Raw genomic sequence first — 13,777 nt, 5'->3', positions numbered from 1 at the left:
ATCTTTCACTAAAACACGGTTTAGATCAATGTTTACCCAAAATGGCTTTGCCATAATGAGATAACATCATAAGGAAATTTTATGTTAAATACACATCATCTAACAACGTTTAAAATTTTGGCAGAAACTAGCAGTTTTACCAAGACCGCTCAGCAGCTAGGGTTAACACAACCTGCTGTGACTCAGCATATTCAAAAGCTTGAGAGTGAGTTAGGTGAAGCGCTATTAGTTCGTCATGGACGTACTACAGAAATCACGGAAGCTGGTGAGCTATTACTTCGCCATATCAAGTCTCTGGAAACTTGTTATAAGAAATTTCAAAACAAGTGGCATAGTGTTTTAAAAACATCTTTAGAGATCGAGCAGGCAATCAATTTCACTAAATAATGTGATCGAAAAGTACTGCTTCGTTTTTAAATAAATCAGCTTAAACTTCTATCGGTGAGCTAAGTGCTTAGCGAGAGTTTGGTACAAGCCGAATAATATGCCTGCGGTAACGCCCCAAATACGAATCTCTTGATACTGAATTTCAAAATATCCTGATGACGTTGGGTCTAGCTTCTTCTTTTTGAATTGATAGTTTTCTGGCGTCAATAGGTATCTAAGTGGTACCCAATGAACGGATTTGACTTCATCTTCGCATAAGCTTAATTCACTTTTACGGGTCATTTCCGCGACAATCGGCTTAATGCAAAAGCCAGACAAGGTACAGAATTCCCCAAGCTCTCCCAATAGATCAAAACAATCGGGTTCTAAACCGACCTCTTCTAAGGTTTCACGTAATGCTGTGTATTGAATGCTGGCATCGTCTGGGTCGTGTTTGCCACCGGGGAAGGCTATTTGCCCTGGGTGGTTGCGCATATGTAATGCTCGCTGTGTAAAGAGTACATACAGCTCGCCGTCTTTTGGTTCATGCCAAATAGGAATTAGTACTGCAGCAGAGCGGTAATTTTCTTGATAGTCATTAGGGAATAAATCTTTATCTGGATTATGGATAGGTTGCGCATAGGGTTCGTTATCTAGAGCGGCACGAATATCGTCCAAACTTAAATGAATGGGTGGGGCATTTAAGAAGCGCTCTATGTCACACATAATACAACCTACTTCAAAAAGACGTACTCTAGAGTATGGGTTAATTTACCCACTTTGGTAAAGGTTTCTTGGTATTCTTCTTGGCATTGCGAGTCTGCAACCAATCCACCGCCAGCCCAACAATGGAGTTTTCCATCATCCGCCACTAAGGTGCGGATGCTTATATTAGAGTCCATTTGACCGTTGCAACTAAAATACGCAATGGAACCACAATACACAGAACGCTGATGGGGCTCTAATTCATCGATGATCTCCATAGACCGAATCTTAGGTGCTCCTGTAATGGAGCCGCCGGGAAAGCTTTGGTGGAAAACCTGAATGGCTTGTTCTGCTTTCTCAATTCGTCCTTCCACAGTAGAAACCAAGTGATGAACATTGGCGTAGCTTTCTAATGCAAAGAGCTTAGGCACTTTAATACTGCCCGTTAGACAGGTTCGGCCAAGGTCATTACGCAGCAAATCCACTATCATTAGGTTTTCTGAGCGGTTCTTTTCAGAAGCTTGTAACCATTCTGCATTGGCCTTGTCTTCTTCTTCCGTTGCCCCGCGTGAAACCGTACCTTTAATGGGCTTTGATTCCACTCTACCTTGGTCACATTGTAAAAAACGCTCAGGGGAGTGGCTTAATACACTTTGCTCAGGCGAAAGCTCTAAATACGCGGCATAAGGAGTAGGGCAAGCCTCTCGTAATGTTTGATAAGCAGAGAAAGTGTCGCCTTCATATTGGCTAGAAAAGCGCTGAGCAAGGTTTACCTGATAGCAGTCACCCGACAATATGTATTCTTGAACACGATTAAACTTCTGCTCATAGTCTGCCGCTGTCATATTAGAGGCAAAAGGCGTTTTTAACAGGAAGGTTTCTTTGTTTTCTATGGAATTTGGTACGGCGTGAAATAGACTGATCAGTTCATCTATTTCATTTTGATCACACCAAGGGGTAAAAATTAATTGGGTGCTTTGTTCTTTATGGTCTGTGATGACTGCCCAAGCGTAGAGCCCAACATCTAGCGTATCCAGCTTGATATCATGTTCTACGGTATCTGGGAGCTTTTCTACATAATGGCCGCTTTCATAACCGTAATAGCCCAATAGACCGCCAGTAAATGGTAATGCTTTGGAAGCAGATATTGCCCAAGGCTCTTGGCAAATAAGTGACATTAGCTCATCCAGCAGTGACATTGGGTTACTGGTTAGAGTTAAATCATAGAGTGGCTTATCACGCCATTGAATCATCGGCTGATTGTTTGATGGGCGAATACGGGCAACAGGATTAGCCACTAGAATATCGTATTGAGTGTCAGGAAAGTCTTTATGGTTGCTATCCAGTAACGCTGGATAAGGCAAATGGCGTATCGCACTGAAAAAAGAGACTAGAGATGCCTGATAGGGAAGGCTTATCTGCGTAATTTCTGACATTTGTTATGAATACCTAGTAGTATATGATGCTGTTTTTAATCACAATTATTGTATTCTTTTAATCGACTTGATCACAGGCTAATTACTCGTGTCTGACATTTTTTTCCTTACTTTACCCAATGCGCGAATTGCGTATCGCCTTTATGAAAACCCCAATGCAGAAACCGACAAGACTTGCTTGCTCATTCATGGGGCTGGTGTGGCGGGGGAAATTACCTATTCTCCTATGATGCCGTATTTAACCCAGTGGCGTTGGATGCTAGTGCCAGATTTAAAAGGCATGGGAGGCTCCTTTCATGCGTCGGGTGAAGAAGAGGCTGTTTCTATCGATGAGTTGACGGATGAGATAGAGGCTTTACTCGACCATGTGAAGTGGCTGGAATGTGATGTGGTTGCCTATTCGCTTGGCGGTTTGGTGGCATTAAATCTCAATTACCGACGCAAACAGCAAAGTAAATCTGCCCTTAAAATGGCCTTGTTAGAACCAGCTTCTCTGGATAGAGAAGACCTAGGTACTCTTATGGAAGTGCGCCTTAAGTATCGCCATGCCTCGCGCTTAATTCGTGAAACAGGTGATGTTGAATTAGGCGTAGCTGCTTTTATGGATGGCGTCTCTCCGAACCGTCGTAAACACCCAGTGGCAGAAGCGACAACACAATCCCGTCTTGCCCATAGACCATTCGGTTTTGCTTATGCACTGGACGCAGTGACGGATTATGTGGAAATCATGAACCAAGAGCCAGAACTGAGGCAGCGTATCATTGATGCTTCCCAAGAAGTGTTTTTATTCTCAGGGGATCTAAGTAATGAGGCCCTAAAGCAACACTATGAACTCTTGAGTATCAAGAATGACAACTGGCAGCACAAAAGCCTCAGTGCCTGTGACCACTCTTTGCCTTTTCAAAAACCGAGGCAAATAGCCAAACATATTAACCAATGGTTTGATAACAGCTCTTCGGAATAAACTGAAAACTTACAAATTATGAAAAACCGCTAAGCTTAAGATAAGCAAGGATGCTTATTGAAAAGTAACAAGGAGGTTGTGCCATGCATAAGCAAGGTGGTTTCTCATTGCTTGAGCTTATATGCGTGATGCTGATCCTCAGCATATTGGCGTATTTTGGCTCTTCTCACTTTCTTTCCTTACATCAAACAACCCAAGACCAAAAAACACTCAAAGAGGCTATGGCACAGCTAGCGGATGCTTTGTTACAAGCTCGGCAATTAGCCGTGGTGAGTGGCCAAACTGCCTATGTGTGTGGTGGGCAGTCATGCTCTGGAGATTGGTCATCTGGCTTTCTGCTATATCAAGAAACAGAGGTGGAAGGCTCACCTTCGATTTATCGAAATATCTTATTGGATGGCGATATAGTCTTATCTTGGCAAGGCTTTCCAAGGAATAAACAAAGTATAGAGTTCACCGCTGATGGTCTATCGGGTTACCAAAATGGCACCTTCCAATTTTGTTTGGGAATTTGGCAAGCGGGCTTAGTCCTGAACCAAGGAGGGCGCTTTTACACCACAAGCCTCACCGAAAAGAGTAGTGAGGTGTGCGATGTTTAAACCTTCAAATCGAATAAAGCACCAGCAAGGCTGGATCATTCTCGAAGTACTCCTGTGTCTATTTTTATTAGCTGTAGTGTTGCAAGTTGTAGAGCGTCAAAGCCATAGGCAATGGTCAAGTATTCAAATATCAGAAGACAGCAAAAAGCGAGCTGAAAACGACCAAAATCAGGAGGTGTTTGAGCATCTAATCGGAGAAAATCTAGCCTCAGAAGATGTTAACACCCTTTATTCATACCCCAATTGCGACCTATGTTCGGGGGAAGAGCTAAAGCAATGGTTTTATGCTTCTCAGTATTCTGTCTCCAGCGCAGACGAAGGCATTAGCCCATGATTTTACGTGGCGGTCAAACGGTAAGGCAAAGAGGAAATCAAAGGGGCAGTCTGTTACTAGAAATGATGGTAGCCTGCTTGCTGATTTCCATAATATTGCCCACCTTGGTGGTGGCACTATCCTCTTTCCAAGAGCGTCAGGCATTAGCGCAAAGATATCAAGACCATCAAAATAGGCGAGCCGCTATCAATGCACACTTTCATGCCCAGTGGTCGAGATTAATCCCTGCCCATTGCTTTGAAGACTCTAGCCTCACGCTCACTATTCAGTCAGGCCATAACTTACCCAGCCGTTTAAGCAATCGTTCCGTGAAAAGCCATTCTGACTGGTTACTTGGATCGGACTATGGTGCTTGCCGCACCAGCCTTACGGTAAACAGCAACCCTTTCACCACTTCGATGGACTGCTATTGGAAGGCAGGCGATGAAGTGACCTTCTCAAGCTGCGGTGTGTCGGTAAAAGGCCAATTACTTAGTGTTTCCAGCAGTGGGACGAGCATAGAGTTAGAAAATGACACCGCCCTTGGTCATTCAGGCATAGTGGAAAGTGAAGACGCTTTTTATTGGTATTTAAGGGAGGGTAAAGATGGCTCTACCGCCTTCTGGCGAACTCCAGCATTTAGCGGTAATTCCTTGGAGTTGATGAATGGTATTGAGCGTTTAGCCCTATTTCCATTACTGGATACCAGCAACGACGGTTTTGTAGATAGTCTATCAACACACTATAGGGATTTTGCATTACAGCAAGTTCGAGGGATTTGGGTGGAATACTTGTATCGGCTAACCGACTGCCAAGAAGGGCAAGGGGCTTTTAGTCGTCAGGAAAGTATCACTCAAGAATACACCTCCATGAGAGGTGAGGTTTGGCTTTATAAATCACAATGTCAGGCCGTGGCTAATCAGATCATAAAACTCAGGTCTGTGTATTAGCTGGAAATTGCAGGGATGGAAAAGGTCATGGAAGCAAAACTGCTGCTTCAGAGCAAGGTAAGTCAAAATAAAGTACGTCAAAGGAAAGCATTAGCAGGCTGGGTGTCGTTACCCATTCTCGCCATGATTCTTATGGTCGCGACACTATCGACGGAATATCAAAATCGCATGTTAGCAGCCTATAAATGGCAAGGTCAGCTACAGGACGTAGAGGCGGATCAGGCAGCATGGGAAAGTTTTCAATCAGCCTTTGTGTTTTCACCGTCGTTTCATCTTGCACAGCAAAGTGATTGCCTTGGTTTTTGTCCTCTTAATGCAAATCAAAATACCGAAGGTGAGTCACAGTGGCACCATGCTCAACAGACCTTTTATTATCAATGGCATGCTTATGATCCAGCTTTAGTTGAAGGAAATGGAGAGGAAGGCAATGAGACAGATAGCGAAGTAAGCAGCGAAGAGAAGAAAGCCTATCGACTCTGTGGCAGCCAAAACCAGCTCAGTTATTTGTGCTGGTGGTGGCAGGAGGAAAAACTCATATCGAACGCTTGGGTGACTATAAATACATAATTACCGGGAACAAATGGTTTACTGGGTATTTTTAGATTATTGAGTGTTAAAGTCGTCTAAATGCTCTTTAGAGCAAAAAGGGCGTTTGTTGTCATCCAATACAGCATGGGAAAGGGGTACAAATACTTGGCATTTCTCACAACGAACCATGTTTTCTTCGGGAGCTTTCTCGTCACTTTGTTCTTTTTTAGCCGATTGAGATGCTTTAAAAGCGACAAATTTACGGTATAACCACAAGCCAGTGAAAAAAATAGCAATAAAAACGATCAAACGTACGATCATACACTTTACCTAAGTAGACTAATTCCAGACAATGAACAGCATAATCTAACAGAGTTAATGAGATAGCAACTGTATGACATTACGAATTACCATGGCCCAGCTGGATATGCTGGTGGGCGACATCGCAAAAAACACACAATCTATTATAGATACGGCCATAGAAGCTCGTGACGAAGAGCGCGCCGATGTGGTGGTGTTTCCTGAATTGACACTAACAGGCTACCCACCAGAAGATTTATTACTACGCCCTAGTTTAGATTCGCGCATAGAAGCCGCCCTCGAAAAAATCCTAGCGGAAGTAAAAGACATATATGTACTGATTGGCTACCCACGTCGTATCGGTGGGGTCCTATACAACTGCGCAGGCGTTATTTATCAGGGTGAATTGATAGGGGAATACGCTAAACAAAAGCTGCCTAACTTCCTCGTGTTTGATGACAAACGCTATTTCGAAGCGGGCACAGAAGCAGGCATAGTGGATATCAAAGGCGTCAAAGTTGGCCTAAGTATTTGTGAAGACATCTGGCACCCAGAGCCAATAGCACAAGCCAAAGCGGCAGGGGCAGAGTTGATATTAAACCTGAACGCTTCCCCTTATCACATTGAAAAAATGGGCGAGCGGGAAATCCTACTTAACCAGCGCGCAAAAGAAGTCGACCTCCCCATTGCCTATGTAAACTACATGGGCGCACAGGACGAATTAGTCTACGAAGGTGGCTCTTTTGTGGTGAACGCGCAAGGTGAAAAAGTCATGCAAGCCCCTTGGTTTAAAGCGGGCTTGTACACTATTGAAATGGCGATAGATGAGAGTGCCGAAGAGAAAAGCACGACTAAGAAAATCACCCCGAAGAAAAGCAGCATAGCACCAGCGCTCAGTGAAGAAGCCAGTGTCTATCAAGCTATGGTGCTTGGCCTACGTGATTACATAGAGAAAAACCGCTTCAAAGGCATAGTGCTTGGCTTGAGTGGTGGTATCGACTCTGCCTTATCTCTTGCGGTGGCTGTGGATGCGATTGGTGCCGATCGAGTGCAAGCCGTGATGATGCCTTACACCTACACTTCTTCGATTAGTCTTCACGATGCGGAAGAAGAAGCCAAACTCTTAGGCGTGAAATACAGCGTATTGCCAATAGAATCTATGGTAACCGCCTTTAGTGACGTCTTAGCGCCAGAGTTTGAGGGCTACGGCAAAGACACCACAGAAGAGAATCTACAAGCGCGTACCCGTGGTGTGACTTTAATGGCCATTTCTAATAAGAAGGGCTACATGGTGCTGACCACAGGTAATAAGAGTGAAATGGCGGTGGGCTATGCCACCCTTTATGGGGACATGGTCGGCGGTTACTCGGTATTAAAAGACGTCTTTAAAATGTTGGTCTTCCGCTTATGCCGTTACCGTAACACGCTAGGTTATGTGATTCCTGAACGCGTGATTACACGTCCGCCTTCTGCTGAGTTAGCACCGGATCAAAAAGACGAAGATTCTTTACCAAGTTACGATATCTTGGATGAGATTTTACGCCTCTACATTGAAGAAGATCAAAGTGCAGAAGCCATTTTAGCCACGGAGAAGTTTGACCGAGAGACGGTCTACCGTGTGTTAAGGCTGGTGGATGTGAATGAGTATAAGCGTCGCCAAGCACCGACAGGGGTGAGGATTACCGCGAGAGGGTTTGGGCGGGATCGTCGTTATCCGATTACGAATGGATGGCATATTGGGGAATAGCTTCTCTTTAATCGCAAATTCGTTTAAAAAGTGATTTTGTTAAAACGCCTCTATATAAGAGGCGTTTTTTTTAGGTTTTTATATGGGGTTTTTGAGGGGCTTCTGATTGGCTTTTAGGTTGTTAGCATGGTTCCGCCCTGCTGGGCGGGTTACTTTTTGCAAGCGCCCAAAAAGTTACCAAAAATTCGCTTTAAGACCTTGAACGACTGATTGCCATTGTTGGATTTTAGTTGTTCAGGTCGGTGTTTTACGTAAGGTATTTAGTTTTTTTGAGGAAGGTCTGAGTATGCCAAACACGGTAGCCCGACTATCGAGCTGTCGTGCAATCGGGATTGCATCGAATTATTTTTTAGAGAAAGTTAGTTTCTAATTGGATATATTTTATACTGGTGGTATTTTTGAAAGTACTTTGGTATCAATGTAAAAACTTGGATTAAAGCTCTAAGTACACAGCTTTTAACTTAAAGAGGCCAAGCATATTCGGTATTCTGACATTAACTTATGTCTTGTTCTATAACAACCATAGTGCAAAGTACGCTTTTCACTAATTGTGCTTTAATTTACGACATTATAATTCATGTATGGCTTTGAAAGATATTCGTGACCTCTTATACCGATGTTTTTTACTCTGAAAAGACTGAGACTTTTTCCTTCGATCAATGTTTTATAAATCAGATTTTTGCTGCTTTGTTTTGTGATGAAAAGAAGTTCACCAATGTTAGCAGTTGGTTTTTTAGGCCTAGCTTAGTATCGATTTATTACCTGAATTGAGATGGTTGAAGTCTGGATGTTTTCTTTAACTTTAGATGAATAAAAACTTTACACTAAAGGGAGTTTATGAATAAATGTGTTAAAGCCTTATTGTTTTAAAATAGGAAGACTTCAGAGGATGAAAGATAAAGAAAAAGAAGTAAAGAGTAATCGAATAGATACTCTTTCTAGATGGTCTAGCGGAGATATTAAGGTAAGAATAGACGGAGAAAAGAAAAAAAAACAGAGAGGTGTTTCTTTGGTTTTTATTTTTTTTATTATTTTGTTTTTTTTAGTTAGACTTGAAGTTTTAGAATCTTTTTTTCTTTCAATAATATCAGGGCTATGTGTTCACTTTATAACAAGAGGGCGTAATTAGAATGAAAATCACAATGATTGGTAAGAGTGGATCTGGAAAGACAGTTTTTATGGAGACACTTTGTGATCTTCTAAAAAAAGGATATAAATCCTATTATATCGATGTTGATGATGATAGTAGATATAGTAATAAGTTATCAGGAAAATCAATTTCAGATAGAAACTTCGAATGGCCAGATGGAACAGAAGAATCAGAATATTGGGAGTTTTCTCTGAAAAAAGGAGAGAAAGAAATAAGTAATTTTAAGTGGGTGGATTATAGAGGGGGCGTTATAGATGATTTATTTGATGTTAACACAAACATGGAGCAAAATGACGAACTACTTCTTTTTGAAGCACATTTAAATACAAGCTCAACTTTAATAATTTTCATTGATTGTGAACAATTAGTTTTTTCCTCATCAAAGAGAGAGGCTGAAAATAGAGTTAAATTAGATAAAATATTAAGACTCTTAAAAATTTATTCTGAAAATGAGCCAAATTCTAAACTTTCAGTTCTTACTATTTTGACAAAAACAGATTCACCTTCAGTTATAAAAAAAATAGGTGATGAAGATTACTTTGATAGACTAAATGATGAAATAGACTCTCGCTTATCAGAACTTTTTAATTTTCATATGTTCCAGAAAAATAAGTGGAGCTTAGGAATTGTAAGTGTGGGGTGTGTTGGAGAAGAAAATTTAGAAACAGAAATAGAAGTTCCTAAAGATTTCAGAAGTGAAATAAAGTCAAAGACAAAAATAACATATTACCCTGAACCATATAATGTTGCAGAGTCTATTTTTTATTGCCTCTATAAAAACTCTAGAAAATTATCTTTAAGCAAAGAGGAAATAATTGAGCTAAGAGAAAATGAAATAAAAAAACAACTAGAAAAAACAGATTGGTTAAGTAAGATAAAAATAATTGCACATCAAAAAAAGCATCCTCTTAATATTGTAAATGATCTTAATGAAGAAATATTGATGCTGAGGAAGGAGATAAAAAATACTGAGCCGCATCTTCAAGAATTAAAAAACATTTTTAGTGAAGCTGTTAGGGAAATTTAGAAATGGAAGTTGAAGTATATATACACACTAGAGATTTTGAATCCGATTACAAATGGATATCAAGTAAAGGGAGTTTTGTACCTGATGAAAAAATACGTAAGATAAAGTCAAATATATCAGAAGCACAAAAAAAAGATTCTAAATTAGAGTCTAGCTTTTTGAAAGGTTTGGATGATGACGGATTTTATTTCTTTTCAATAAGAAAAAAAACTAATAGAAAAGACTATCAAGATAGAAGTATCTATTTGTTTGTTTTTGTTAAATCGAAACTGTTTTTAACAAAAGATATTATTAAGAATGAAATTGAAAAAATAGATTTAGGTTTCTATTATGAAGAAATAAAAGATGAATTAGATAAAGCATTTTTTAGCTATGATAAAGAGAAAGAGAAAGAGAAAGAGAAAGAGAAAGAGAAAGAGAAAGAGAAAGAAAGAGAACGAGAAAGAGAAAGAGAAAGAGAGGAAGTAGAAATTACTTTAAGTAAATTGGGTAGAACTAAATTATTATTAGAGTTAAAAACAAAAGAATTGAAAGTGAAAAGAGAAGTTAAAAGTAATGTAAATATACTTGGTCTTAGGGATGTTGATTTTGTTATAGAGTTTTTTTCAGTTTTGAAGGAATTTAGTATAAATGTAGAAGGTGGTACATTAGAGGTGATATATAGTCAGGGTAATAAATTTTCTTATTTATCATTCAAAGGGCATCTGGATAACCCTGAAAGAATAAATCAGGTTGGAGTAAAATTACCCCCTTCTTTTTTTTCAGTGGGAATTTAATTGAGACAATTTAACAATTTAACTGAGACAGGCATATGTAGAAGCCAGTAAATTCGAGCCTTTAGTTATTTTCTCAGATATTTTTGGTGATCTTTTCTATACTTAATTCATGTTTTCTCAAGGAAGAGGAAGTGAATGACAAATTGAACTAAGACAGGCATAAGTAGAAGCCAGTAAATTCGTACCTTTAGTTATTTTCTCAGATATTTTCGGTGATCTTTTCTATACTTAATTCATGTTTTCTCAAGGAAGAGGAAGTGAATGATGCCTACCCCAAGAAGTCAGCAAGTCTGTGTCGAAGATACCCCTTATTATCACTGTGTTGCGCGTTGTGTTCGGCGTGCATTCTTGTGCGGTGAAGACCCCATAACAGGGGTAAGTTATGAGCATCGACGTGGTTGGGTAGAAAGTCGCTTATTGTTTTTAGCCAGCAGCATAACTAAGACAGGCATATGTAGAAGTCAGTAAATTCGTGCCTTTAGTCATTTTCTCAGATATTTTTGGTGATCTTTTCTATACTTAAGTCATGTTTTCTCAAGGAAGAGGAAGTGAATGATGCCTACCCCAAGAAGCCAGCAAGTCTGTGTTGAAGATACCCCTTATTATCACTGTGTTGCGCGTTGCGTTCGGCGTGCATTCCTGTGCGGTGAAGACCCGATAACAGGGGCAAGCTATGAGCACCGACGTGGTTGGGTCGAAAAACGCTTATTGTTTTTAGCCAGTGTCTTTTCCATTGATATTTGTGCGTATGCCGTGATGAGTAATCACCTTCATGTTGTGTTACATATCGATGCTGAAAAAGCCAAAAGTTGGTCGACGTTAGAAGTATTAGAGCGCTGGCATCAACTTCACAAAGGCACCTTATTTACACAGCAATACGTACGAGGTGATAAGCTCCCAGCGTATGCTGTTTCTTTGGCGGAAGCCTCGGCTAATGCTTACCGAGAACGTTTAGCGGACATCAGTTGGTTCATGAGAGAGCTTAATGAGCCTATTGCTCGAAGAGCAAATGTCGAAGACAAATGTACAGGACATTTTTGGGAAGGGCGCTTTAAATCCCAAGCATTACTTGATGAAGCAGCACTGATGGCTTGTATGGCCTATGTCGATTTAAACCCATTGAGATCTAACATGAGTGATACACCAGAAAGCTCAGATTTCACTAGTGTAAAAAAGCGAGTCACGTCAGCTAAAGGAAAACACCAACCGAAAGCCTTATATCCCTTTGTTGGTAATCAGCGAAAAGAGATGCCAAATGGATTGCCGTTCAAATTAACCGACTACCTAGAGCTAGTTGATCTAACAGGGCGAATAATACGAGATGACAGAAGAGGCTTTATTGATGCCTCGTTACTTCCTATTTTGCAAAGACTCAATATTTCTTCAGAAAATTGGTTATGCATCGCTACTGAGTTCGAAAAAAGAACAGGAAATGTGGTTGGACAAGAGCACTCCATAGATCATTACTGTGAATCACATCACCGACACCGAAAACCCAATCAAAGTAGCGCTCAACTCCTAGCCTAAACTCATCAAAAAAACAGACGCAATCGACGCTTTATGTTAGGTTTTCTAACGGTTAAAAATCGTCAAATAATGCTATTTATCGGGCTTATTCAACCTTAATATTCAGGTTGGCCTATCGCCACCGTTATTTCCTTTTGATATCAAATTAAGTCGCTAGTATATTTAAAGTTGGCATGCAATTTAAACATCTTAAGTACCTTGTTTACTTGCTTTGAAGAGAGGCTGTCTTAATTGATTATTAACGGCTTCTACACACAAACTAAAATTTAACGAAAACCACAATTTTCATGGATGAAAGAATGAGTGCATTTCCAGAATATCAAGAATACTCTAATGATGAGTTAGCCGAGGCGTTGGAGTATGTCGATAGGTCAGCGTATCCTGATCGACTCGAAGCTATAGAGAACGAAATTGCTTCCCGCTCTATTCCAGATTCCCATATAGAAAGTACTGAAGCTCCTCAAGAAAGTGGTGAATATGTACCTAATCATGTTCCTCTTTATGAGCGTATTAAGAATGTTTTAATGTCTCTTTCATTTTTAATTTTTGGCACTATTGGTGTTGTTGAAAACGATCTTGCTGTTAAGCTTTGCAAACGTTGCGATAAGGTTTATCACTTACAAGATGAAGCTGCATGGATAATGTATATTGCTATGTTATTAATGGCTGCCGCCTTTATTTCTGAGGTAGTCGACCATTATGATAAGAAAGATAATGAGCATTTGTATCATCGAATCTCGAATCTCGAATCTTACATTGTTTCCCGGCTTAGGTTTGTTCGCGATAGCAATGTACCTGCATTCTCTGTATTGATTTTAAGCTTGTTTATGAAGGTTTCATACTTACCAAAAAGCATTGTCTCAGTGGTTACGGGGTCATGATAATAAACAAACTTACCTATTTAATTGCTGAGCTTGAGGGTGAGGTTGAAGGCTTTGTTCTTAATTTCAGAAAGCGTTTTAACCCAGAGAGAGTGACTTGGCCAACGGATATTACTATTGCAGGATCATCCGGAATTGGCACTTTGTCTGAGGGACAGGATTTAGACTTTGTTATAGCGGAAATAGCTGTAGTACTTGATCGATATTCGTTTAACGATGTTACCTTTGAAAGTTTAGAGCGATTTCCAGATACGGGTATTTATATATTGAAGCCTTCCCGTGAAAAATTTGACGAGCTGCATAATGCGATTAAAGAAACCCAAGTGAAGTTTAACGATACTCCGTGGCCATTTACTCCCCATTGCACGCTTAGTGCAGTACAAGAAAATTCAGAAGATCTAGAAGAAGTATTTGTAGGGGCTAGATATCCAATTGCAGCCAAGATACGTAGCTTTAGTCTTTACCAACCAGAAACTAATGGTGGTTGTCGAATACATAGATTCTGAAA

17 protein-coding genes are annotated in these 13,777 nt (G+C 40.2%); 14 read left to right on the top strand and 3 right to left on the bottom strand.

Going from position 1 to position 13,777, the window contains the following annotated elements; genetic code table 11:
* The first annotated feature begins 81 nt into the window (after positions 1 to 81).
* A complete protein-coding gene (locus OFY17_RS10355) occupies positions 82 to 387 on the top strand; it encodes a LysR family transcriptional regulator (RefSeq protein ID WP_263530658.1) in 306 nt (101 codons plus the stop codon).
* A 48-nt stretch (positions 388 to 435) separates the two neighbouring features.
* Here the strand turns inward: OFY17_RS10355 and OFY17_RS10350 are convergent, their stop codons facing one another.
* Positions 436 to 1,092: an NUDIX hydrolase gene (locus OFY17_RS10350; protein WP_263530657.1), complete on the bottom strand. Its 657-nt coding sequence runs from the start codon at positions 1,090 to 1,092 to the stop codon at positions 436 to 438.
* An 8-nt stretch (positions 1,093 to 1,100) separates the two neighbouring features.
* Positions 1,101 to 2,507 (bottom strand): aminodeoxychorismate synthase component I, encoded by a 1,407-nt coding sequence (gene pabB, locus OFY17_RS10345; protein ID WP_263530656.1) that lies wholly within the window; start codon positions 2,505 to 2,507, stop codon positions 1,101 to 1,103.
* Positions 2,508 to 2,595: 88 nt separating this feature from the next.
* On the opposite strand from pabB, the gene OFY17_RS10340 reads away from it, so the two are divergent.
* From OFY17_RS10340 to OFY17_RS10320, 5 genes are all read left to right on the top strand, one after another.
* Positions 2,596 to 3,471, top strand: a complete 876-nt coding sequence (locus OFY17_RS10340; RefSeq protein ID WP_263530655.1) for an alpha/beta fold hydrolase — start codon at positions 2,596 to 2,598, stop codon at positions 3,469 to 3,471.
* An 83-nt stretch (positions 3,472 to 3,554) separates the two neighbouring features.
* Positions 3,555 to 4,070 carry a GspH/FimT family pseudopilin gene (locus OFY17_RS10335; RefSeq protein WP_263530654.1) on the top strand — a complete coding sequence of 172 codons (516 nt, stop codon included), beginning with the start codon at positions 3,555 to 3,557 and terminating at the stop codon, positions 4,068 to 4,070.
* Positions 4,063 to 4,404: a hypothetical protein gene (locus OFY17_RS10330; protein WP_263530653.1), complete on the top strand. Its 342-nt coding sequence runs from the start codon at positions 4,063 to 4,065 to the stop codon at positions 4,402 to 4,404. Before OFY17_RS10335 ends, OFY17_RS10330 begins: the two co-directional genes overlap by 8 nt.
* A complete protein-coding gene (locus OFY17_RS10325) occupies positions 4,401 to 5,333 on the top strand; it encodes a type II secretion system protein (protein WP_263530652.1) in 933 nt (310 codons plus the stop codon). Before OFY17_RS10330 ends, OFY17_RS10325 begins: the two co-directional genes overlap by 4 nt.
* Positions 5,334 to 5,360: 27 nt before the next feature.
* On the top strand, positions 5,361 to 5,900 hold the full coding sequence (locus tag OFY17_RS10320; protein WP_263530651.1) for a hypothetical protein: 540 nt from the start codon (positions 5,361 to 5,363) through the stop codon (positions 5,898 to 5,900).
* A gap of 36 nt (positions 5,901 to 5,936) precedes the next feature.
* Here the strand turns inward: OFY17_RS10320 and OFY17_RS10315 are convergent, their stop codons facing one another.
* A complete protein-coding gene (locus OFY17_RS10315; protein WP_263530650.1) occupies positions 5,937 to 6,182 on the bottom strand; it encodes a PP0621 family protein in 246 nt (81 codons plus the stop codon).
* A 73-nt stretch (positions 6,183 to 6,255) separates the two neighbouring features.
* Between OFY17_RS10315 and OFY17_RS10310 the strand changes: the two genes are divergently transcribed.
* The 8 genes from OFY17_RS10310 to OFY17_RS10275 all read left to right on the top strand — a co-directional run bounded on the left by OFY17_RS10310 (position 6,256) and on the right by OFY17_RS10275 (position 13,775).
* A complete protein-coding gene (locus tag OFY17_RS10310; RefSeq protein WP_263530649.1) occupies positions 6,256 to 7,908 on the top strand; it encodes an NAD+ synthase in 1,653 nt (550 codons plus the stop codon).
* Positions 7,909 to 8,797: 889 nt separating this feature from the next.
* Positions 8,798 to 9,037 (top strand): hypothetical protein, encoded by a 240-nt coding sequence (locus OFY17_RS10305; RefSeq protein ID WP_263530648.1) that lies wholly within the window; start codon positions 8,798 to 8,800, stop codon positions 9,035 to 9,037.
* Position 9,038: 1 nt separating this feature from the next.
* Positions 9,039 to 10,085 carry a nucleotide-binding protein gene (locus OFY17_RS10300; protein ID WP_263530647.1) on the top strand — a complete coding sequence of 349 codons (1,047 nt, stop codon included), beginning with the start codon at positions 9,039 to 9,041 and terminating at the stop codon, positions 10,083 to 10,085.
* Positions 10,086 to 10,087: 2 nt separating this feature from the next.
* Entirely contained in the window at positions 10,088 to 10,861 is a 774-nt protein-coding gene (locus tag OFY17_RS10295; protein WP_263530646.1) for a hypothetical protein, read from the top strand.
* A 261-nt stretch (positions 10,862 to 11,122) separates the two neighbouring features.
* A complete protein-coding gene (locus OFY17_RS10290) occupies positions 11,123 to 11,329 on the top strand; it encodes a Type I secretion system protein TolC (protein ID WP_263530645.1) in 207 nt (68 codons plus the stop codon).
* An 87-nt stretch (positions 11,330 to 11,416) separates the two neighbouring features.
* Positions 11,417 to 12,388 carry a transposase gene (locus tag OFY17_RS10285; protein WP_263530744.1) on the top strand — a complete coding sequence of 324 codons (972 nt, stop codon included), beginning with the start codon at positions 11,417 to 11,419 and terminating at the stop codon, positions 12,386 to 12,388.
* 299 nt (positions 12,389 to 12,687) lie between these two features.
* Positions 12,688 to 13,269, top strand: coding sequence for a hypothetical protein (locus OFY17_RS10280; protein WP_263530644.1), 582 nt, complete (start codon positions 12,688 to 12,690; stop codon positions 13,267 to 13,269).
* Positions 13,266 to 13,775: a 2'-5' RNA ligase family protein gene (locus OFY17_RS10275; protein WP_263530643.1), complete on the top strand. Its 510-nt coding sequence runs from the start codon at positions 13,266 to 13,268 to the stop codon at positions 13,773 to 13,775. The genes OFY17_RS10280 and OFY17_RS10275 overlap by 4 nt, the downstream gene beginning before the upstream one ends.
* Positions 13,776 to 13,777 lie beyond the last annotated feature (2 nt).

Source organism: Marinomonas sargassi, assembly GCF_025716875.1.
Lineage (GTDB): Bacteria > Pseudomonadota > Gammaproteobacteria > Pseudomonadales > Marinomonadaceae > Marinomonas > Marinomonas sargassi.
Note: the sequence above shows the minus strand (reverse complement) of the source record. Positions and strands in the feature narration are given on the sequence as shown.